Below are 22,326 nucleotides of genomic sequence, written 5' to 3' on the forward strand. Positions count from 1 at the left end.
CCTTAACCTCGTTGGGCAATAGGCCGCGCGGATTGTCGGGTTCCGGCCTATATTCGAGGCTGGATTTTTCAGACCACCGAGCCAGATGTACCAATCCGTCAAACCAGACGCGCCAGCGCCGCAGCCCAGTGCTGCCCCGTTGCGCGCTGTTGAGCGCGGACCGGCACCTGTGACGGCCCCAAGGCGTCCTGCGTCAAGCCTGATAAGCAGCGTCACGCCCTTCATGATCATCGGCTGGATCAGACGCTTCTGGCTGGTCGTTGCAGTGCTTGCCGGGCTCGGCGCACTGGCTGGCTACGCCGCCGGCACGCTGATTCCGCCGCGCTATACCAGCTATTCCGACATCCTCCTCGACCCCAATGACCTGCAGCTCGTTGCCGACGATCTCTATACCCGCGTTGCTTCGGGCGAAGCGCAATTGATCGATGTCGAAAGCAAGATGCGCATCCTCACCTCGATCAGCGTGCTGGGCCGCGTCGTCGACCAGCTCGACCTGGCTGGTGACCCCGAATTCACCGATGCCGATGCTGCCTTTGAGCCGGGCGCCGACGCCCGCATCGCCGCTGTCCGGACCCTCGGCGAGCGGGTCCGCGTCAGCCGCGAAGAGCGCTCCTATGTGGTTACGGCCTCGATCTGGGCGCATACGCCCGAAAAATCCGCCATCCTGACCGACGCTCTGGTCAGCGCTTTCCTTGTCGAACTCGCCGCGGTCGAATCGGACGGCGCGCGCAATGCTTCGGATGCGCTCAACCAGCGCCTCGCCGAATTGCGCAATGACGCGGCAAAGGCCGAAACCGCCGTTGTCGACTATCGCCGCGAACATGGCCTGACCGCCAATCGCGATGGCCAGCTCAGCGCCCAGTCGGCCGTGCAGATCAACACCCAGGTCGATACCGCCCGCGAAACCCTGATCGCCGCCGAAGCGCGCTATGCTGCGCTAAGTTCTGGCGCCAGCGGGGCCGGCGCGCAGGAATCAGAACTTCTCGCGCAATTGCGCACCGAATATGCCGCGGCCAAGCAAAAGGCCGACGCACTGGCGACGACCCTTGGCCCCCGCCATCCGAGCCTTGCCACGGCAAGGGCCGAACAGGCCGCCGTGCAAGGCGAAGTCGATCAGGAAGTGTCCCGCATCGTCGAGGCAGCCCGCATCGATCTGCAGCGCGCCCGCGATGTCTTCGACCAGTTGAGCAATGCCGCCGGCGCCCAATTGGGCAGCGTCTTTTCCGACGAACAGGCCCAGCTCGAACTGCGCCAGCTCGAACGCACCGCCACCTCCACCGTGGCAATTTATGAGGCCTATCTGACCCGCGCCCAGCAGGTTGCCGAACGCAGCCAGCTCAATACCAGCAAGGTGCGCGTCATTTCGCCCGCCATGGCCCCGATCGCCCGCAGCTATCCGCCGCGCACGATGCTGCTCGCCGCCGGTGGGCTCGTTGGCGGGCTCCTGGCGGGCCTGGTTCTCGCAGCGGGTCTTGGCTTTCTTCAGTATTTTCTGGCGGGCACGCGAACGCGACCTGCCGCACCGCCGCGCATGCGGGCGGCCTGAGGATCGCGACCCGCTAGAGCCGGATCGGATCGGATCGCTTACTTGGAATGAAAAATGATCTGCCAGAGCGCGGCGGGATTGGTCTTGAGATAGCGGCCAAGCAGCCGGCGCGGCTCGATCATGGTGCGATAGACCCATTCGAGCCCGGCCTTCTGCATCCATTGCGGCGCCCGGCTATTCTTGCCCGAGAGAAAATCGAATAGCCCGCCCGAGGTCTTGATCACCCCGATGCCGCGCAGGTTTTCGAGATTGCGCGAGACGAATTCCTGCTCGCGCGGCACACCGAGCCCGATCCACAAAATGTCGGGCTTGCTGGACACGATATCGGCCACCACGCCCGCTTCGTCTTCAGGCCTATAGTAGCCGTCGCGCGCACCCGCGAAAATCAGGTCGGGATATTGCTGCTGCATATTGGCGACGGCGCGGCGATTGCCCTCGGGGGTGGCGCCGAAAAAGTAAAACCGCAGGCCGGCCTTTTGCGCCAGACGCGCCACGGCATGGACGAGATCGGTGGTTGCGACCCGTTCGCTCAGCTCTTCGCTGGCCACATAGCCCGAGAGCCGCACCATGGGCATGCCATCGGCCTGGATCTGGTCGGCCTGGGTAAGAAGGCCCTTGAAGGCCGGGTCTTCCGCGGCAAGCGCGATCACCTGCCCATTGGCCGAAGTCGAATAAAACGGCAGCGCATTTTGGCCCCGGGCCCGAAGCGCAGTGCGCACGAGAATGCGGGCGGACTCTTCCATGCCGAGAACCGAAATGGGCAAGCCGCCGATCGTGGTGCTCGGTTCTGCCCTGGGACTGGTCATTTCGCTCAAGTCAACCGGCCGCATGGCCTATCCTCGGTCAGTTCTGCCGTTCCATCGCATGCGCGCGCGCATGCGGAAAATACTTATGGCGATTAAGCTTAACCAGCCCTTGGTCTAATCCATTGCATTGGATCGAAATCGCCTAGAGGTCGATGCGCGCGCCGATCGATTGCCAGAGTTCAGCCATCGCCGCCGCGATATCGATCGGGTCCGGTGGCTCCCGGCTGGCGGCAAGAACGGCCGCGGCGACGGTCGGAATATCGGCCGCGGTCGGCACAAGAGAGATGGCACGGGTCTCGATCAGGCGCTGAAAAAGGCCGTGATGATCAAGAGCATGGGCCTCGGCGGGCGCATTGACGACCACCGCATGGCCCGAAAGCGCTGCGGCCAGCACGCTCCCCCGGCGCGAGGTCAAGCCTTCAGGGAAGAGGTAGCAAAAGACCTGGATCTCTTTGAAAATACCCGCCAGTTCATCATCCCCCGCCACATAGCCCGTCACCGTCACCCGATCGGCAAGGCCAAGGTCGCGCACGCTGGCGAAGAAATTCTCTTCGACATTGTCCATTCCCCTAATGAAGGAGCCGGCAAAGACGACACCCACATCATGGCCCTGCTTCACCAGTTCGGCGGCGACCTGCAAAACCACGGCGGACTGCTTTTTGGGATAGATCGAACCGAACTGCCCGAGCAGCAGCCGTCCGGCCCGCCGCTCAGCCGAAAGCGCGCGGCTGATATCGGTTTCCTTGGTGGTGCCGGCGGGGAGAATATTGGGCGGAATGGGCACGACCTGCCGCTTGCGGGTGACAAAGCGCGAAAGACGGGTCCGGGCAAATTCGGCGGCGATCTCGGGCGCCGAAAAGGCGAGGCGCGTGGCCAGGAGGACGACCGGCGCCAGCACGATCCGCCGCTTCCAGTCGAGCGCCAGCCATTCGTGGAGGAAGACGACGACGTCCTTTCCCATGAGCCGGGCCAGAACGGCCGCAAGGCCGGGCGTAAAAAGCCGGCGCTTCCAGCCCACTATCGGGAAATTGAAGATGACGGCGTCTTTGCCTTTGAGCGAGCGCGCCAGTCGAGGCAGATCGGCGTCGAGCACATGGGTTTCGGCACGGGCGCCAAACCGGTCGGCCAGAAGCCGCGAAAACGCTTCCACGCCACAAAGCTGGCGGGCGGCCGACACGAAGATGAGGTAGCTCTGGCTCAAAGCGGCGTTCCGAACTGCGCCGAAGTCCCGGCTTTTGCGTAACGCAACCTTAGAACCCCAGCGTTAACATGGGCTTGAGGGTTCTTGAGCCCAAAGGAGGGCCCATGACCGGTTCGATATCGCTGATTACGCCGAGCTATTCGGGCGATTTTGCCAGCTGCCAGCTCCTTTGTGCCTCGATCGATCGCTTCGTCACCGGGCATGACATGCACTATCTTGTCGTCGGCGACGAAGATGCCGCGCTTTTTGCGCCCCTCGCCGGACCGCGCCGCCGCATCGTGCCCCATAGCGAACTCCTGCCAAAATTCTGGCCGCTGCTGCGCTGGCGCAAGCGGCTCTATTGGTGGGCGCCGGGCCTGAGCCTGCCCGTCTATGGCTGGCACCTGCAGCAATTGCGCAAGATCGCCATGACCCTGGCGCAGCCGAGCGAGCGCATCATGTGCATCGATTCGGACAATTGCTTCTGCCGGCCGCTCGATCTCGGCGTCATTGCCCAAGACCCGGCGGTCCCGCTTTTCGTTGCGCCCGGCGACGTCCGCCCCGAACGGCCAAGTCATGTGCTCTGGCTTGAAAATGCCCATCGCCTCTTGGGGCTGGCGCCCGCAAAACTGCCGGCGGACGATTTTATCGGGCAGATGATCGTCTGGGAGCGCCAGACAGTGGCAGCGATCACGGCTAAGATCGAACGGGTGCAGCGCCGTCCCTGGTGGTCCGCAATAGCGCGGCTACGGCAGTTTTCCGAATATCTGATCTATGGTGCCGCGGTGACGCATGATCCCGCCCTGGCCGCGCGGCATGAGCGGGTGACGCAATCGCGCTGCCTCACCTATTGGAGCGGCGCGGCGCTGGACGAACAAGGCCTTGCCGCCTTCATCGCGACGATGAGCCCCGGGCAAAGCGCCATCGCCATCCAATCACATACCAAAACACCAATCGGGCTTATCGGCCGCGTGGCGCTCGACAGCCGTCAGCGCGACGCTTTATAGGGCTGCGGCAACACGCCGAAACTGGCGACGACCCGCCCCACCGACATCAAAAAGGGGTGACTGGCGCCAAGCAGGGACCCGGTGCGCAGCAAAAGCCCAAAACTGCGGAAAAACCCCAAGCCAAGGCTGCCGATATTTTTGACGAGAACCCGCCCCGCCGGCTGTTCCATGCGGTCGATGACATAGTTTATGCTGCCGGTGCGGATCGAGCGTTTCAGAAGAAAACGCGCTGAGACGCGTTCGGCCGGCACGAATTCGTGCACCACCGCCTCTTGGCACCACCAGGTCGAAAACCCCGCCCGCTTGCTGCGGGTGAAAAATTCCATGTCGCCGCCGCCGAGGAAATTGAAGCTGACATCAAAGGGCGGTTGCCCCATCTGCGCAAAGACGCGGCGCCGGATGAGGCAATTGCCCGAGCCATGGATTTGGTCAATGGCTCTCGTTGCACCCTCAATGGACACAAAGAGCGGATGCCGGGCGATGGCATCGGGAACAGGCACGTCGAATTCGCGCCGGACGGGACCACCGACAATATCGGCATCCTGTTTTTGCGCGGTGGCGACGATGGCGGCGAGCCAGCCGGGCATGGCCATCTCGTCATCATCGATCATCAGGAAGAATTCGGCCTCGGGGAAGGCGGCCTGGGCTTCGGTGAAAGCGCGGTTGATGGCGTGCACATTGCCCTGATCGGGTTCAATCAGAATGCGATGGGGAATTGCAGAGGACGACAATAACGCGGTGGCTTTTTTGGCCCCCTCGGACCCGGCCGCGTCATTGTCGACCACGACCAGCGCAAAGCAGAAATCGGTCCTTTGCGCGATAACCGAGGCAAGGGTGCGGGCCAGCCAGTCGGGGCGGCGAAATGTCGGAATGCAGACCACGGCCGCAACGGGCCGCGAAACCTGTTCCAACCCCTGCTGATCCCCTGCCATTGCGCCCGCCTCAGCCCATCGCCGATCTCAAACGAACGGCTCCATGAGCGGGGTTATCGATCAGATCGGCACGGGCCTGCAAGCGCAGGCCGAAAACCGCGATCAACATGGTAAACCAGATGGGTCCGCTGTTTTCAAAGAACGTGCTCTCAAAGCAACTGGCAAAGAGCCCGAACATCCATATCCGTACATAGAGCCGCGTCAGGTCCGGATCGGTGCCGCGCGCCAGCGCCTTCGAGGCATGAATGCACGGCAGAACCACCAGCCAGACCAGCACCAGGATCAGCAAGGGCCAGCCGCCATTGATCAGCTGATCGACATAGCCATTGTGGGCATTGGCCGCCGTTACCGCCCAGGTCGAGACCGAGTGATTGCCATAAAACAGCGCATCGGTCTGCCAGAAGGATTGGAAGCCATAGCCGGTAAAGGGACGGCTGGAGATGGACGACAGTGCCAATTGCCAGATCGAGGCGCGGTCGGTGAAGGTGGCATCAACGCCGAGGCCGGCAAGGAAGGACTGAAACGGCGGCGAGACGGCGGCCGAGAGAATGACCAGATTGAGGAGGGCCAGACCGCCGAGCACTAGGACGATCCGAAACCCGCCGATCCGCTCGAACAGCCAGACCCCGACCAGCACGGCCGGCAACATGGCCGCAGAGGTCTTGCCGCCGGAATTGTAGAGGAAAAAACCGGCAAGCAGCGTCAGCAGCAGACCGCTCCACACCATGCGCACGCGCAATAAATAGAGCCCGAAGAACACCGCAAAGGCCATGGCGGCGGCGGCGGTGTTCTTGTGGCCGAAATGGCCGCGCCAATCCCCGGCAAGCGACTGCTCCAGCGCATCCGTTGCCTGGTGGATGGCGCGTCCGGGCATGACGATGACGCCGAAATAGGAGAGCGCGACGGCAGCCAGCAGGCAGACACCGGCGAGGCGCGCGAACTGGGCATTGTCGCGCGGCAGCAGCAGCACGGCGCTGGCGCAGAGACACACCAGCACCGAATAGATGGTGCGGCGCAGGGCACTATCGGGCGTGTCGGAAAAAAGCACCGTCAGCGCCACCCAGGCGAAGATGACGAGGAGCGGCCCATAGGCCTTGAACACCAGTTCGCGCGCCGGGTGTAGCGCCAGGACGCCCATGACCAGAACCGACATGGCCAGGACGATCAACTGGTTGAAGGAATTTGAACTCTCGCCATAGGCCGTCAGCGCCGAGCCCGCCAGGGGATCTGGCAGTGGATCGAGCCCGATCCAGAAATAGCAGAAAACCGCGACAAAAAGCATGGTCGCGAACCATCCCCCCTGCGGGTTGTAGGTCTGCTCGCCAGCTTCTGACACCGAACTCTCCCCATCAACCCATGGCCGCAAAGCCAGAACCAGCGCCTATTCAACGGCCGCAGTTTTGCACGAAAGTCTGGATAATTCCTTCCGCACTGCGCTGGTTTCCCAAGGCAACGTTAACGCTAAACCCGTTGCTTTGATGTGATTTTAAGCCCGAAGGCCTATCCTTGTGCCGTCGTGCATATGGGCACGCCGGGGCTCGAAAAGGGACAAGCGGTGATGCGCAGGCGGGAATTCATGCTCGGAGCCTTGGGCACGGGCACATTGCCATATCTGGCCGCGCTGCCCGCTTACGCCAAGACGCCGGCGATGGCTGCCATTCCCTATGGCGCCGCGGTGCGCACCGACCCGCTCTATGACGACCCCGCCTATAAAAAGGCCATTCTCGATCATTGCCAGATCATTGTGGGGGAAGGCGGTCTCAAATGGATCGACCTGCGGCCCGATCGCCATATCTTCGACTTCACCCAGCCCGATCGGCAACTGGCCTTTGCCGAGGAACACGGGCTTGAAATGCGCGGGCATACGCTGATCTGGTATGGCGCCATGCCCGAATGGACCGAAACCATTGCCAGCGCCGAAGAAGCAAGGTTCGAACTCGTCAGCCATATCGAGACGGTCGTCGGGCGCTACAGAGGCCGCATCCGCAGCTGGGATGTCTGCAACGAACCGATCGCCGACAACCCCACCCGCGACGCCCCGATCCGCGACAGCGTCTGGCAGCGCCATCTTGGCCGGGACTATATCGAACTGGCTCTGCGCACGACCGCCGCGATCGACCCCGATGCGCGCCTCGTCATCAATGACTATGACATCGAGCAGGCGACGGACTCTGGCCGGGCCAAGCGCAAGGCCTTCCTCGATCTCGTGCGCGACCTCAAGGCGCGCGACGTACCACTTCATGCCGTGGGCCTGCAGGGCCACATTCGCCCCGACATCCCGATCGATCGCTCGGGCCTGACCGCCTTCGTTGCCGAGCTCGATGCTATGGGCCTTGGCGTCCTCGTCACCGAGCTCGATGTCATCGACGACAGCCTGCCGGGCCCGGTGGCCGAACGCGACGCCGCCGTGGCCGCCGTGGCAAAAGAGTTTCTCGAAGCCATCGGGGCGGCTTGCCGGCCCGAGGCCGTCGTGACCTGGGGCATCAGCGACCGCTTTACCTGGGTGCCGATCTGGTTCACTCGTGGCGACGGCATGCCGAACCGCCCGCTGCCGCTCGATGCGGACTATCAGAAGAAGCCGATGATGCAGGTGATCGAGGACTTTACCCGCAGTTTCAACCAATGATCCGGCAAGTCTCGTCCTATATGCTAGCCAATGTGGTCTCGGCCATGCTCGGCTTTGCCTCGGTTGTGATCTTCACCCGGCTGCTCGGCCCGTCCGAATATGGCATCTACGTGATCGGCTTTTCGATCGCGGCCATGATCTCGGCCCTGCTCTTTGGCTGGATCAAATCGTCGATCGTGCCCTTCACCGCCCATGACGAGGGCGCCGACCTGCGGGTGACCGTGGGCCTTGCCTTTGTCGCGCTGACCCCGCTCGTTCCCCTGCTCTATTTCGGCATTTCTGCGGTCGCGCCGCAATATTCGGCCTACCTGCTGCCCGCCATCCTCCTCGCCTTCGGCATCGGGTTTTTCGAATTCTATCTCGAAGCCTTTCGGGCCAAGCAGCAGACCGGCCCCTATCTCTGGGCGACGATCCTCCGCGCCGCCGTGGCTCTGGCGCTTTCCCTGCTGCTGATCGCGGTTTTTAACCTCGGGGGCGCAGGCCTGATCCTTAGCGTCATGTCGTCCTATTTCATCACCAGCCTCGCCTTCGCCGCGCTACTGTGGCGAGGGCCGCTCAAACCGCTCGATAAAACCCTCCTCCGGGCCATGCTGGTCTTCGGCCTGCCCATGACCGTGTCGGGCACCGTCTTCGTCCTGCAAACCATTCTCGACCGCTTCGTTCTCGCCGCGACACTCGGGGAGCATGCCGCCGGCATCTATGGCGCGACGGCAGATCTCGTGCGCCAGATCATCCTCTTTCCCGGCGTCGCCATCGGCACTGCCGTCGCCCCGATCGCCGTGCAACTTCTCGCCCGCAACGAAAAGGCCGAACTCGACCGGCATCTGACCGACAGTACCGAAATGCTGCTGGGCGTCCTCGCGCCGGCTGTCGCCGGCCTTGCGATCATCGCCGCCAAGCTCGCTTTCCTCGTCCTTGGCGAGGACTTCAGGCTCGAGGCGACGAACCTCCTGCCGCTGATCGCTTTGGCCTGGCTCTTCCGCTCGCTCTCTTACCAATTGCTGCATGTCAGCTTCCAGATCCGCAAGACCCCGGGCCTCATGCTGATCCAGGGCCTCGCCATTCTCGCCATCAATGCGCTGGCTTTGTTCTTCCTCGTGCCGCGCCTGGGGCTCATTGGGGCGGCCCTGGCGCTCATCATCTCGGAGGCATCAGGCGTTGCTCTCGGCTATCTGCTGACGCGCCGGGCCTATCCGTTACCGCTCGATCCACGCCCCTTCCTCAAGGTGGGCCTCGCGACCCTTGGCATGGCGGTTCCCACTTACCTCGTGGACCGCGCTTTGCCGGGCACGGGCGTGCTGGATATCGCGCTTCCCGTCCTCGTTGGCATGCTCACCTATGGGCTCTGCGCCTATGGCCTCGACATTGCCGGCATCCGCAGCCGCCTCAAGACGCTGCGCCTTCGTTCGACAGTGCTGCCGGTCAGTCGATAAAAATTTACTGACCGAACCAAGAATCCCTAAACCCTGATCAAAGATATGGCCGCCGGATCGAGCGTTCCGGCGCAGCTAAACCCCGCTCATTAGTCCAAATTAACAAGTTGAGCCGCTAGTTACGCCGGTGCGGGACGGTGGTTTTAGCCAAGAGCAAAGCGCCGCCCAAATAGGAAAGCCCAGAAGGGGCGGCAAGTCAGGCGTGGGACAACACCTGACGGGGCAGGCGCAATCGGCTCAATATCGCTCCACGGAGCAAAGAGCCCGGCGCCAGTCCGTTGAGACGGGGTGCAACATGAACGTGCGGGCACAGAACAGCAAAGACCTGCCCTTGGCAGTGGATCTCGACGGCACGCTGATATCAGCGGACCTGCTTTGGGAAAGCATCTTCCAGCTGCTGAAGAAAAACCCGCTCCTGCTGTTCATGCTTCCGGTATGGCTCATGGACGGCAAGGCGCGCCTCAAGGCCGAAATTGCCAGCCGCGTGGATTTCGACGCCTCCATCCTGCCCTATCGCCAGGAGTTTCTGGATTTTCTCCATGCCGAAAAAGCCACCGGCCGCGACATTGTGCTCGTAACCGCGGCGGCCGAACCCTTTGCGAGGGCCGTTGCCGCCCACCTTGGCATTTTCACCACCTTTCATGCCTCGGCGAGAGATCTCAACCTCGCCGCCCACCGCAAGGCGGCGCTGCTGGTCGAGCGCTTCGGCAAAGGCGGTTTCGACTATGCCGGCAATGATCACGCCGATCTCCCGGTCTTCGAAGTCGCGCGCGCCGCCGTGGTCGTGGCGCCGGACCGGGCCGCCCATCGCTATGCGCAAAGGACCGGCGCACGCCGCTTCGAGCGCCGGAAGCCTGATCTCAAGACCTACCTGAAAATGCTGCGGGTGCATCAGTGGCTGAAGAACCTCCTGGTTTTTGCTCCGGCCGTTCTTGCCCATGAAATCGCCAATCCCGAGGTTCTTTTGCCCTCACTGGGCGCCTTCATCGCCTTTTGCGCGGCCGCCTCGGCCATCTACATCATCAACGATATTATTGACCTGCCGCTCGATCGCCAACACGCCACCAAGCGCAACCGGCCTTTCGCCAACGGCACGCTATCGATCCCCTTCGGGCTGTCGGTTTCGGCCGGTCTTCTGGCCCTCACCATACTGGTCTGCGTCTTTCTCCCGCCGATCTTTGCGCTGGTCATCGGCCTTTATATCGTGACGACCACGGCCTATTCCTTTGCCGTAAAGCGCATGCTGCTGATCGACGTGCTGTGCCTTGCCGGCCTCTACACACTCAGGATTCTCGGCGGCAAGGCAGCCTCGGACCTGCCGTTGTCCTTTTGGCTGATGGCCTTTTCCATGTTCTTCTTCCTCTCCCTGGCGCTGGTGAAGCGCTATGTGGAATTGCAGACCTCCAAGGTCAGCGAGCGCGACCGCATTGCCGGGCGCGGCTATCGGCCCGAGGACATGGCCATTGTCGGTCAGGCCGGCATCGCTTCGGCCTTTTCGGCGACGCTCGTGCTCTCGCTCTACATCCAGAGCCAGGAAATCATCGGCTATTATTCCTCGCCCTGGCTGATCTGGCCGCTGGTGCCGATCGTGCTCTACATCGTCATCCGCATCTGGATTCTCGCCTTCCGGCGCGAAATGCATGACGACCCGGTGGTGTTCATCGCCACGGACTGGCGCAGCCAGATCTTCGTCGCCTTCGGCGCGCTGCTGATGATCGCGGGGAATTTCATCTGATGGCGGCAAACCTCGACAGTTTTGGCCGCATCGACCGACGCCCGCGCCAGGCGTTGACGCCTGATCTCGCCATTGCGAGCCTCGGCGCCGGTGGGCCAAGTCTGCTGGCCTTCGGTAATGGCAAGTCCTATGGCGATAGCTGCCACAACGATGCCGGTGCGCTGGTGCCCATGCGCTCGCGGCGCGCCATTCTGGCCTTCGATGCGGCAACGGGTATTCTCACGGCGGAAGCCGGGGCATCGCTTGAAGAAATCATCGCCCATACGGCCCCGCATGGATATTTCCTGCCGGTGACCCCCGGCACGCGCTTCGTGACCCTCGGCGGCGCCATCGCCAATGACGTGCATGGCAAGAACCACCATGTTCGCGGCACCTTTGGCTGCCACGTCACCGGCTTTGAACTGCTGCGCTCGGACGGCGCCCGCTACGCCTGCTCGGCCACCCAGAACAGCGAGCTTTTTGCCGCCACCATCGGCGGCATGGGGCTGACCGGGATTATCCTCAGCGCCAGCATCAAGTTGATGCGCGTCGGTTCGCTCGATATCGAAGAAGAGATCACGCCTTTCTCCAATCTCGAAGGCTATTTCGATCTCGCCGAAGGCGCCGATGCTGCCAACGAATATGCCGTCGCCTGGGTCGACCAACTGTCTCGCTCCAACCGGGGTGTGCTGCTCACCGGCAATCACGCGGACAATGGCAATTTTAAAACCGCGCGTTCGGCGACGCGCCTCTCCGTGCCGTTCGAAATGCCGTTTTCCATGCTCAACGGTCTGAGCCTGACGGCATTCAATTTCGCCTACTTCCACGCCAAGGCGCGCAAGAGCAACAAGACGCTCAGTGGGTACGGCAGCTTCTTTTATCCGCTCGATGCCGTGGGGAACTGGAACCGGCTCTATGGCCCAAAAGGGCTCTTTCAGCACCAGAGCGTCATTCCCTTCGAGGCGGCCCGCGCGATCATTCCGCAGATGCTCGAGGCCAGCCGCGAAGCGGGACAGGCTTCATTCCTGACGGTGCTCAAGCGCTTTGGCGCCGTGGCATCACCCGGCACCCTCTCCTTCCCGCGGCCTGGCTACACGCTGACCATGGATTTTTCCAATCGCGGCGCTTCGACCCTGAAGCTGCTCGAAAGGCTCGATGCCCTGACGACCGAGGCCGGCGGTCGGGTCAATCCCTACAAGGACCAGCGCATGAGCGCGGCAACCTTTGCTGCCGGCTTTCCCGAATGGACTGAGCTCGAAGCATATCGCGATCCGCGCTTCTTCTCGGATTTCTGGCGGCGCACCGCGCTCAGCCTTTCCGCACACGCACCGGCCCTGGCGGCCGAATAGAGGACATCATGACCTATCTGCCCTTTATCCTCTTTACCGTTTTCACCAATGCGGCCGCCCAGCTCATGCTCAAGGCCGGCATGATGAACCTTGGCTCCATCAGCTTCACGGCCGACACGGCGATCCTGCGCATCTTCCAGATCGTCTTCAATCCCTGGGTCTTTGCCGGGCTCGTGACCTTCGTCATCTCCATGGCCTCGCACCTCTATGTGCTCTCCAAGGTGGACATCTCCTTCGCCTATCCCTTCCTCAGCCTCGCCTATGTGGCGGTCGCGCTCTTTGCCTGGCTGGTTTTCAAGGAAGACCTCGGCGCCCTCAAGATCGCCGGCATTGCCCTGATTTGCGTGGGCACGGTGCTGATCGCGCAGGGCGGAACCAAGCATGTCGAAGCGACGGAAACCGTCGCCAGCCTCGATCAGGCCCGAACCTGATCCCCAGTTCATCCAGACAAAACAACAGTTTTCACAGTTAGGGCGGTAGCAAACATGAGACACATTATCTTCGGCGGTGATGGCTTCGTTGGCCGGCATCTGGCCCCGCGTCTTCTCAACGCCGGCCACGAGGTGGTCGTGGCCGATATCGTCAAGTCCGACCTGGCGCACTATCGCGATGTCCAGTTCATCAAGACCGATGTGACGAGCGATGTCTCGGTGGGCAATCTCGGCATCAAGCCCGATGACATGGTCTATAACCTCTCGGCCAAGATGCTCTCGCCCATTCAGGTGCGGGCCAAGCGGCACGATTTCTTCTTCCCGGTGAACTATTACGGCACCGAGAACATCATCCGCGCCATGGACAAGGCCGGGGCCAACCGGCTCGTGCACTTCACGACGGACATGGTCTATGGCCACACCTTTACCTGGCCGCAGAAAGAGGACCATCCCTGCGCTCCGCTCGGGGAATATGGCCTTTCCAAATACAAGACCGAACTGCTCGCCGCCGAATGGCGCGAGAAGGGCATGAACATTTCCCTCTTCCGTCCGCGCCTCATCATCGGGCCGGGGCGCCTGGGGATTCTGGCAAAGCTCTTCAAGCTGATCGATCTTAACTTGCCGGTGCCGATGATTGGCTCGGGCAAAAACCCCTACCAGTTCATCTCGGTCTTTGACTGCGCCTCGGCCGCCCATGCGGCGTTCACGGCGGGCGTGCCCAACGAGGTCTACAACCTTGGCTCGCTCAATCCGCCGACGACGCGCGAACTCCTCACCAAGCTGATCAGGCACGCCGGCTCGAAGTCGCTGCTGGTGCCGACGCCGGGCTGGGCGGTGAAGCGCACGCTCGACCTGCTTGACCTCATGAACATGCCGATCATGGACCCCGAGCAATACCTGATCGCCGACGAGATGTGCATTCTCGACGTTTCCAAGGGCGAGCGGGAACTGGGTTGGGTGCCGCAGTATCGCGACGAGGACATGCTCGTCGCCGCCTATACCGAATACCACAAGAAGCTTGCCGGCGCCGAGCCGGCATCAGTCACCCAGTCCAAGGCCGCGTGAGGAGTTAGCATGAGCAGCGTAATGAAACTGTCCGACACCCCGGCGCGCACAACCAAGACACAGAAGCCCGATCTTCTTACTGTCGAAGACGCCAAGGCGCTCGACATTAAGAAGATCAACGAGCTGTTCACCGAACACATGAATCCCGGCCAGCTGCATTTCATGAAGCTGCTTGGGTTCCACAAGATCAAGATCGAGCGTGCCGAGGGCATGTATTATTTCGATCAGAACGGCAGAAAAATCCTCGACTTCTTCGGCGGGTTTGGCTCGCTCGCCTTCGGCCACAACCACAAGCGCATTCTTGAAGCGCGCAAAAAGTTTGCCGAAGAAAAGCGCCAGGAAATCGCCATCGCGTTCCTTTCGCAATATGCGACGGCGCTCGCCGCCAACCTTGCCGCCTGTTCGCCGGGTGATCTCGATATGGTGTTCCTGGGCTCTTCGGGTTCGGAAGCCATGGAAGCGGCCATCAAGGTCGCCGAGCGCGCCGCCGGCCCATCGCGGCCCAAAATCGTCTATGCGGAAAATTCCTTCCACGGAAAGACCAAGGGCGTTCTCTCGATCACCGATGGCGCGCTTTATCGCGGCCAGTTCAAGCTGACCGAAAACACCGTTCGCGTGCCTTTTGGCGATATCGACGCCATTGAAACGGCCTTCAAATCCGACCCCGCCATCGGCACCATCGTGCTTGAAACCGTGCAGGGCGGCGGCGGCATCATCGAGGCATCCGCCGAATTCTGGACCAAGCTGCGGGCGCTTTGCGACAAATATGGCGTGCTCTGGGTGGCCGATGAAGTGCAATGCGGCTTTGGCCGTACCGGCAAATTCTACGCCTTTGAACATTATGGCGTCGTGCCCGACGTGACGGCGCTGGCAAAATCCCTCGGCGGCGGCAAGGCGGCCATGGGCGCCATGATCGCCAGCCGCGATGTCTATATGAAGGCCTATGGCACCTCGAAGACCGCCATGATTCACGCCATGGCGACCTTTGGCGGCATCGGCGAAGCCTCGGTCACCTCGATCGAAGCGCTCAACGTGCTTTATGACGAAGGCCTGATCGATAATTCGGCCGAAACCGGCACCTACCTGATCGAAAAACTGCGCGCGCTGCAGGCCAAATATCCGAGCCTCCTCAAGGACGTGCGCGGGCGCGGCATGATGGTGGGCCTCGAATTCCACGACTTCTCGCAGACTCTGCCATTGGTCCTGCGTCCGGTCGTCGCCGCGCTCGACGACAAGCTCAAGGGGTCCCTCCCCGGTTTCATCGGCAGCCACCTGCTACGCGACCATGGCGTGCTCGTCGCCTTCACCGAATATAACCGCAACGTCATCCGGCTCGAACCGCCGCTGATCTGCACACGCGAAAATGTCGACGAATTCATCGCCGCACTCGATGAGGTCCTGTCGCGCGGCGTCGTGAAAATCGTCACGGACTTCGTCCGGGCCCAGGTGGGCTAACGAACAGGGAGGGCGGAAATTGACCATGACCACTGACCTCGATCGCCGGCGCGACCTGCGTGGCACGCTTCAAGGTGCGCTCGCCGGCGGGCTGCAGGCGCTGCGCCAGTTTTACTGGCGGCATGCCGATGTCTTCTCGGTGCTGACGCTGGCGGGCTTCGTGCTCGTCACCGTGGCCATGACCTTTCTTCGCCCGGTCTACAATTGGGACGTTTTGGCCTATCTCGGCACCATGGTGAAAGGCAGCGCCACGAGCGCTGCCGAAATCCACGCCTATGCCTATGGTGTCGTCAGGGACGCGGTGCCGCCCGAGGCTTTCGCGGCCCTGACCGAGGCAGGCAGCTATCGCATCCGCCAGTTCGCCGATCCCGACGCCTTCGTCTCCATGCTCGGCATGTATGAGATGAAATGGCTCTATATCAGCCTGATGAAGTGGTTGACCCCGATCACCGGGGCTTATGAATCCACCTATGTCATCAACATCGCGGCACTTCTGATCCTGACCACATCGGTCGGCCTCTGGCTGCGCTCGGCCCGGCTTTCGGGCTATGCGCCGCTCGTCGTGGCGCTGTTCTTCGTGCTGCAATTCCCGGGCTTTTACGCCACCCAGCAGCCCGATTTTCTCGGCAATGCCTTGCTCATCGCCTCTTTGCTTTCCTATGAGCGCAAGCGCGACATGCAAGGTTCAGTGCTGATGCTGCTGACCATCCTGACCCGCCCAGACCAGATCGCGACCACCGGTGTCCTCATGGCCTGCGCCTGGTTTCTGCGCGACCGCTCGACGCCGATATTTGCGCTGACCTTCCTGGCCGGCCTCATCGCCTGGTTCGTCATCGGCCAGACGACGGACGATGTCGGCTACTGGTCGCATGTCTGGTTCTCGACCTATCAGATCCAGGACACCATGGTCGGCTTCCATCCCGATTTCTCGCCGATCGTCTATCTCACTGCGATCGGCTTTAATATCTACCGCTCGCTGTTTGAGAATACCTGGCTCGCCGCCTACGCTCTGGGCCTTGCCTGGATCGGCGCGCTGTACTTCCGTTCCGCCATTGGCGATCAGCGCCGTCAGGTGCTGGTATTGACCGCGTTGCTCGCCATCGCTGCGAAATTCGCCGTCTTTCCCCTCAGCGACGGACGCATCTATTTCGCGCAGTTGACGATCCTGTTCCTCCTGGCCTTTGCCGCCTGGACCGCGGGCATGACCCCTACAAATGACCAGGCGCTGCAGGCAAAGCGCCCGTGAACGATAGTTATGCCCAGCGCCCCGGATTAGGGCGCCGGGCAAGAGTTGGGATACGATCTGAGTGTTAGATGGGCCGGAAATGAGCGTTGTGGCGGAACAGCGAGAGGCGCGACGGCGGCGGCGGTTCAAGCTGTCCGGAAGGGCCACGCTGGGCGGTATCGTCGGCACTGTGGAGGGCATGGCGGCCGCCGCGCTGAGCCTCATGCTGTCCTACGCGCACGACATCCTGATCGTTCTGGCTGTGGGAGCCACGGCGGGCCTCATCTATGGCGCGCTGGCCTCGCGTGCCGCGCGCAAGTTCCTCGCCTATGCCGACCTGCGCCAGCCCTATGCTCTTCACGCCGTGATGAGCTGGTTCCCGGCCGCTGCCATCGCTTTTCTCGTGGCGCTCGCCGTCTCGCGCTGGGACCTGATCTGGGGCCGGACTTTCTGGGGTTGGTTGTTCATCACGCCATTCGTCTTGACCATGCTGCGCATCTATCTCTATCGCCGGATTGCCAAAATGCTGGCGCTGGGCCAGTTCCAGGTCGAGCGCATCGGCGTTATCGGCGACGAAAAAGCCGTGTCGCGGCTGCGTGCCGATCCGCGCATCTGGCAGCAGGGCGGGCAGGTCGTGACCGATCTTGTCCTGCCCCAAGGCATGTCCGGCACGCTGCCGGCGCCGGAAGCCATTGCCGCCTTTGCGCGCCGCTGCATCGATAAGAATTGCCAGCACGTTCTGCTGGTCGGTGATCTCAACGATTTGCAGACCATCGAGACCATCATCGATCCGTGCCGCCCCTATGCGCTCAATGTGCTGCTCTATCCAGCGCGCGGCTTTGAGCGGTCCAAGGTCGATCTCGTCGATATCGTGCCGCTGGGCTCGGTCAATTCGGTGCGCGTGCTGAGCGCCCCGCTCAACGATATGGGGCATCTGTTCAAGCGCAGTTTCGACATTGCCGCCGCTGGCTTTGGCCTGTTGCTGCTGTCCCCGCTGCTGCTGACCATCGCCATCCTGATCAGGACGACCAGCCCCGGTCCGGCGCTGTTCCGCCAGGAACGCCGCGGCTTTAACGGACGCAATTTCCACATCTTGAAATTCCGCTCCATGCGGGTCATGGAAAACGGCCGCGCCATGCGCCAGGCGCAAGTCAACGACCCCCGCATCACGCCCATCGGCCGGTTCATCCGCCGCACCAGCATCGACGAATTGCCCCAGCTCATCAATGTGCTACGCGGCGAAATGAGCCTTATCGGCCCGCGTCCGCATGCCATTTCCCATGACGATGAGCTTTCGGAGAAATTCGAACTTTACGCGCAGCGCCAGCGCATCAAGCCCGGCATTACCGGTTGGGCCCAGGTCAATGGCCATCGCGGCGATACATCAACGCAGGACAAGATCGAAGCGCGCACGCTGCACGATCTCTATTATGCGGAGAACTGGTCTGTCCTCCTCGATATCTGGATCGTCTTGCTGACCATTTTTTCCCCGCGCACGCGGCAGAACGCCGGCTGATCCAGGGGCCCGTCCTCGCATTCTGCGATTGGGTTTGGGGAATATTAACCACGTTGCGTCATCGTTTGATCCGAACGGAAAGAGCGATGACCACCAAACTCATGCAGCAGGCCAAGGCCCTGACTGGCGCCGGCCAGTTTTTCGTGGCGCTCGCGCCGCGCCTGCCGCGCATGGCCGCTGCGACGGCCGTGGTGATGTTCACCGCCTTTGCCGCCATTCAGTTCATGCCCCAGACATTTGAGGCGAGCCTCGCCATCCGCGTGCCCGCCGGCAGCGAACCCGCGCAGGAGGCTGCAAAGCTGATCGACCAGCAGCATCTGGGCGACGCCATTTCCCGGCTGACGCCCGACATCGTTGCCGAACTGCGCCGCGACGGCGGCGGGGTGCTCGACACGACGGCCTTGCTGGCCAAGCGCCTGACCTTGCAGCCTGCCGATGGCGGTGCCCATCTCGACCTCACCGCCACTGCCGGAAGCCCGGCACGGGCCCGGGCCATCGTGGCGGCAATCGCGGAAAGCTATGTCACCCTTGCGGGCTTGCCGCCTGCACTATCCGAGGCTCCACCAAAAGAGGCGGCATCAACGGCACCAGCCACCATTCCGGGCAATAATGACGAGACCCAGCTGCTGCAAAAACGGCTCAGTCTTGCCTGGGAAGACCGGATACGGCTTGAAAGCCGCGCGCGGCGCATCGAATCCCTGATTGCCGATGGCAATTACGCCATGCTGGCGCTCGACGCGGAAAACCTGCCCAGCCTCGGCCGGCAGATTGACGATCTGGCAGTGCTCGAGGTTGAGCTCGAGAAACTTTCGGTCAATCTGCTGCCCAATCACCCGCGCATGCGGGTGCTGCAGGAAGAGATCGACCAGCTTTCCGCCGCCCTCGATCGGGGCATGCAGCAATTGGCGCAGCTCGTTGTCGCCGACCGCGATGCGGCACGGCGCCTCGAAGATGGACTTCGCGACCAATTGATCGCCGCCACCGCGCCGGCCGTGGCGGATGCCAGCGTCGTGACGGGTTCTGTTGGCGACCAGCCCGAACCAAAGGTAACCGCCCTTCCCCGCCCGGTCCGGACCGATCTGGTTCTGGCCCTCTCCGGCGGCCTCGCCTTTTTTGGCCAGATCGGTCTTTTCGCCTTTTTGCGCGCACGCCGGCGGGTGCCGGAAGAGGCCATGGAGCCCGAAGACGATTACGCCTATGCGCAAGTCGACGCGCTGGAAGCAACTGAGGCAGAGGCGCATAATTGGCTCGACGCTTCGCCTTTGCCCGCCGTCGCCCTTGCCGCGGACTGGTCCATGACGCCCGAGCCCGGCAATGCAATTGTCAAAGAGGATGCCGGCCAACTGCCGGCAAGTACCAATGGGCTGGACGATGCCCACATCGTCGCCATTCGTTGCCGGGGCGACATGGGCGCGGCGGCGCGGCGACTTCTCGGCCAATATGAACGTCAGGGCAGACGCGTGGTTCTGGTCGACGCGGCCGGCCGCCATCGCGGCAGAGCGCCAGGGATCAGCGACCTGTCGCTGGGCCTTGCATCCTTTGCGGATATCATCCACGGCAGCGGATCGCATGACACCGCTCTCGTGCCCTGGGGATGTCAGGCGCAGTTCGACCCCGGCGCCAAATCCGTGCGCATCCTCGTTCAGGCGCTCGCCGAACTCTATGACGTGGTTATCCTTGCGCTCGACAGCGACAATCTTGCCGCCTGCCAGCCGCTGACAGCCTTGGCTGATCTTGTGCTGGACGCAGCGGACATTCCGGGTGCCGCCAAGGCAGCCGCCTAGCCAAACATCAGGTGCCGGATCTGGGTATAGTCGAGCAGCGACTGCATCGAGAGATCCGAGCCATAGCCGGAATTCTTCATGCCACCATGCGGCATTTCCGTTGCCATAACGCCATGAGTATTGATCCAGGTGACGCCGTATTCGAGCGCATCGGCAATGGCCAAAGCCTCTTCGCCATTGCGCGACCAGACTGACGAGCCAAGACCATATTCGGAAGCATTGGCCCAATCCACGGCGGTTTGCACCGTATCGAACGGCGTGATGCTGACGACGGGACCAAAAACTTCCTTCTGCACGATCTCGGCTTCGATCGGCGCGGCGACCAGCGTCGGAGTGTAAAAGAACCCGTCTCCGTCCGCAGCGCGGCCCTGCATGACATCGGCGCCGGAGCTTTTGGCGCGATCTACGAAACCCGCCACCCGTTCACGCTGCCGCGCGCTGATGACAGGGCCGAATTCGACATCGCCGCGCTCGGGCTTGCCATAGACCAGCGACCCGACCATGGTTTCGAGCCTGTCGGTCAGCGTCTGCGCGATGGTTTTGTCGGCAAAGATGCGGCAGGCCGCGGTGCAATCCTGCCCGGCATTGTAAAAACTCGCCTCGCGCAGGGTTTCGACCAGTTTGTCGAGATCGGCATCCCTCGCGACGATCACCGGCGCCTTGCCGCCGAGTTCGAGATGCGTGCGCTTGATCATCGGCCCGGCCGCAGCCTGCAGCACGGCGCGCCCGGTGCGCACATCGCCGGTCAGGGAAATCATCCGCACCAGATCATGCGAGATCAGTTTTTGGCCAACATCTGGCCCATTGCCGCAGATGATATTGATAACCCCGGGCGGCAGCACTTCGGCAAAGATCTTGCCCAGCGCCAGAAGACTGAGCGGGGTTAGTTCGGAGGGTTTTATGACCACCGTATTGCCCGCCGCGATCGCCGGCGCGATCTTCCAGGCGGCCATAAGGAGCGGATAGTTCCAGGGCGCGATCTGGGCGATCACCCCGATGGGATCGCGGCGCACGAGGCTCAGGCGATTGGACGACCGGTAATTGCCCGCAGCGGGAGCCGGCATATTGCGCACCGCCGTGGCGAAGAACCTGAACACATCGACGACATTGCCGATCTCGCCGCCCTGCGCATAGCGCAGCGGCTTGCCGGCATTGCGCGATTCGATTGTCCCGAGCGCTGCGGCCGCCTTTTCGATGCGGTCCGCCACCTCCAGCAATGCGGCGCTGCGCTCGCGCGGCGTGGTTTTCGACCAGGAGGCGAAAGCCTTGTGGGCGGCGCCTATGGCCAAATCGACCTGCGCGGGGCTGGCCGAGGCAACCTCGGCAAGCGTGCTCCCCAATGCCGGTTCGAACACCGTTTCTGTCGCGCCCTCGCCGGCGATAAAATCGCCGTTGATGAACAGGCGTGTTTCGAATGCGCTCATGCCCTCGTCTCCAATTGAGCCGCCGGCAGATAGTCGGCGCGCGCCGCTTCGCCGAGATAATTCCAGAAAGCCATATCATGCGCCCGCCCCTCGGGGCGCCATTCGGGGTGCCATTGCACCGCAAAGACCGGCGCCGCCGTGTGATTGGCAAAGATCGCTTCGATCACGCCGTCAGGGCCGGTGGCATTGATCGCCAGCCCTTCGGCCAGGCGATCAATGACCTGATAGTGGACGCTGTTGACCGCCAGGGGTTCGCTGCCCGAAAGACGCTGCAGCATACTGCCGGCCACGACGTTGACGTCGTGGCAATAGGCAAAAGTCTCGCCAAGATCGGCTTCCGGGGCCGCATGGTGTTTTTGTGCAAGGTTGGTCTCTCGCAGGTCACGCAATGTGCCGCCGAGCGCCACGTTGATCTCCTGCAAACCCCGGCAGATGCCGAAAACCGGCTTGCCGGCATCCACGGCCGCGCGGATCAACGCGTGTCCAAAAAGATCGCGCCCGTGATCGGTCGGCGCCTGCGCCGATGCTGCCGAACCATAGCGGCTGGGCTCGATATTGGAACCGCTGCCGGTGAGGAGGACGGCATCAAGCCGCGAGACGATTTCGGCGGCATTGGCCGGCGCCTGATTGGTCGGAATGATGACCGGAACCCCGCCGGCGAACCGTTCCACCGCCTCAAGATAGCGATGCTTGACCGCCTGGGCGGGCTCGCCCTCGACCTGACGCTCGCAGGCAATGACGCCGATAAGAGGCCGATGCTGCATGATATTCTTCCAACCCCGGCGAAAATGCCTTGTTGCCTTCCCCTTGGGTGAAGGCTCCTGCTAGGGTAA

At 62.4% G+C, this 22,326-nt stretch carries 18 protein-coding genes; 12 read left to right on the forward strand and 6 right to left on the reverse strand.

Translation table 11 applies throughout. The features are described 5' to 3' along the window. Nucleotides 1-223 precede the first annotated feature (223 nt). The gene (locus tag ASD83_RS17885) at nt 224-1,546 is read left to right on the forward strand and encodes a GumC family protein (RefSeq protein ID WP_056313525.1); all 1,323 of its coding nucleotides are present in this window, start codon (nt 224-226) and stop codon (nt 1,544-1,546) included. A 38-nt stretch (nt 1,547-1,584) separates the two neighbouring features. Here ASD83_RS17885 and ASD83_RS17890 read toward each other — a convergent pair whose 3' ends face one another. Next, complete coding sequence (locus tag ASD83_RS17890; protein WP_082561328.1) at nt 1,585-2,376, reverse strand: WecB/TagA/CpsF family glycosyltransferase; 792 nt, start codon at nt 2,374-2,376, stop codon at nt 1,585-1,587. A gap of 118 nt (nt 2,377-2,494) precedes the next feature. Further along, a complete protein-coding gene (locus ASD83_RS17895) occupies nt 2,495-3,553 on the reverse strand; it encodes a glycosyltransferase (protein WP_056313528.1) in 1,059 nt (352 codons plus the stop codon). 104 nt (nt 3,554-3,657) lie between these two features. On the opposite strand from ASD83_RS17895, the gene ASD83_RS17900 reads away from it, so the two are divergent. Then, complete coding sequence (locus ASD83_RS17900; RefSeq protein WP_056313529.1) at nt 3,658-4,539, forward strand: DUF6492 family protein; 882 nt, start codon at nt 3,658-3,660, stop codon at nt 4,537-4,539. Here the strand turns inward: ASD83_RS17900 and ASD83_RS17905 are convergent. Together ASD83_RS17905 and ASD83_RS17910 are read right to left on the reverse strand one after the other, a co-directional pair. Then, nucleotides 4,521-5,471 (reverse strand): glycosyltransferase family 2 protein, encoded by a 951-nt coding sequence (locus ASD83_RS17905; protein ID WP_056313532.1) that lies wholly within the window; start codon nt 5,469-5,471, stop codon nt 4,521-4,523. The genes ASD83_RS17900 and ASD83_RS17905 overlap by 19 nt on opposite strands. A 10-nt stretch (nt 5,472-5,481) precedes the next feature. Then, nucleotides 5,482-6,807 carry an O-antigen ligase family protein gene (locus ASD83_RS17910; protein ID WP_244489232.1) on the reverse strand — a complete coding sequence of 442 codons (1,326 nt, stop codon included), beginning with the start codon at nt 6,805-6,807 and terminating at the stop codon, nt 5,482-5,484. Nucleotides 6,808-7,047: 240 nt separating this feature from the next. Between ASD83_RS17910 and ASD83_RS17915 the strand changes: the two genes are divergently transcribed. The 10 genes from ASD83_RS17915 to ASD83_RS17960 all read left to right on the forward strand — a co-directional run bounded on the left by ASD83_RS17915 (nt 7,048) and on the right by ASD83_RS17960 (nt 20,069). After that, nucleotides 7,048-8,097, forward strand: coding sequence for an endo-1,4-beta-xylanase (locus tag ASD83_RS17915; protein WP_244489233.1), 1,050 nt, complete (start codon nt 7,048-7,050; stop codon nt 8,095-8,097). Continuing rightward, nucleotides 8,094-9,530 (forward strand): lipopolysaccharide biosynthesis protein, encoded by a 1,437-nt coding sequence (locus ASD83_RS17920; protein ID WP_056313533.1) that lies wholly within the window; start codon nt 8,094-8,096, stop codon nt 9,528-9,530. The genes ASD83_RS17915 and ASD83_RS17920 overlap by 4 nt, the downstream gene beginning before the upstream one ends. Before the next feature lie 295 nt (nt 9,531-9,825). Then, nucleotides 9,826-11,265, forward strand: a complete 1,440-nt coding sequence (locus ASD83_RS17925) for a UbiA family prenyltransferase (RefSeq protein WP_056313535.1) — start codon at nt 9,826-9,828, stop codon at nt 11,263-11,265. Then, nucleotides 11,265-12,593, forward strand: coding sequence for an FAD-binding oxidoreductase (locus ASD83_RS17930; RefSeq protein ID WP_056313537.1), 1,329 nt, complete (start codon nt 11,265-11,267; stop codon nt 12,591-12,593). The genes ASD83_RS17925 and ASD83_RS17930 overlap by 1 nt, the downstream gene beginning before the upstream one ends. A gap of 8 nt (nt 12,594-12,601) precedes the next feature. After that, nucleotides 12,602-13,024 (forward strand): EamA family transporter, encoded by a 423-nt coding sequence (locus ASD83_RS17935; RefSeq protein ID WP_056313539.1) that lies wholly within the window; start codon nt 12,602-12,604, stop codon nt 13,022-13,024. Between the two features lie 54 nt (nt 13,025-13,078). Further along, complete coding sequence (locus ASD83_RS17940; RefSeq protein WP_056313541.1) at nt 13,079-14,089, forward strand: NAD-dependent epimerase/dehydratase family protein; 1,011 nt, start codon at nt 13,079-13,081, stop codon at nt 14,087-14,089. 9 nt (nt 14,090-14,098) lie between these two features. Continuing rightward, entirely contained in the window at nt 14,099-15,544 is a 1,446-nt protein-coding gene (locus tag ASD83_RS17945; RefSeq protein ID WP_056313542.1) for an aspartate aminotransferase family protein, read from the forward strand. 25 nt (nt 15,545-15,569) lie between these two features. Continuing rightward, nucleotides 15,570-16,790 carry a hypothetical protein gene (locus ASD83_RS17950; protein ID WP_056313544.1) on the forward strand — a complete coding sequence of 407 codons (1,221 nt, stop codon included), beginning with the start codon at nt 15,570-15,572 and terminating at the stop codon, nt 16,788-16,790. A gap of 79 nt (nt 16,791-16,869) precedes the next feature. Continuing rightward, the gene (locus ASD83_RS17955) at nt 16,870-18,285 is read left to right on the forward strand and encodes an exopolysaccharide biosynthesis polyprenyl glycosylphosphotransferase (protein ID WP_056313545.1); all 1,416 of its coding nucleotides are present in this window, start codon (nt 16,870-16,872) and stop codon (nt 18,283-18,285) included. A gap of 86 nt (nt 18,286-18,371) precedes the next feature. Next, a complete protein-coding gene (locus ASD83_RS17960; protein WP_056313547.1) occupies nt 18,372-20,069 on the forward strand; it encodes a hypothetical protein in 1,698 nt (565 codons plus the stop codon). Here ASD83_RS17960 and ASD83_RS17965 read toward each other — a convergent pair. Together ASD83_RS17965 and ASD83_RS17970 are read right to left on the reverse strand one after the other, a co-directional pair. Next, entirely contained in the window at nt 20,066-21,493 is a 1,428-nt protein-coding gene (locus ASD83_RS17965; RefSeq protein WP_056313549.1) for an aminobutyraldehyde dehydrogenase, read from the reverse strand. The two genes, ASD83_RS17960 and ASD83_RS17965, sit on opposite strands and share 4 nt — an antisense overlap. Then, nucleotides 21,490-22,257, reverse strand: coding sequence for a gamma-glutamyl-gamma-aminobutyrate hydrolase family protein (locus ASD83_RS17970; RefSeq protein ID WP_056313551.1), 768 nt, complete (start codon nt 22,255-22,257; stop codon nt 21,490-21,492). Before ASD83_RS17970 ends, ASD83_RS17965 begins: the two co-directional genes overlap by 4 nt. Nucleotides 22,258-22,326: the final 69 nt, after the last annotated feature.

The sequence above is a fragment of the Devosia sp. Root685 genome, assembly GCF_001427875.1.
Lineage (GTDB): Bacteria > Pseudomonadota > Alphaproteobacteria > Rhizobiales > Devosiaceae > Devosia.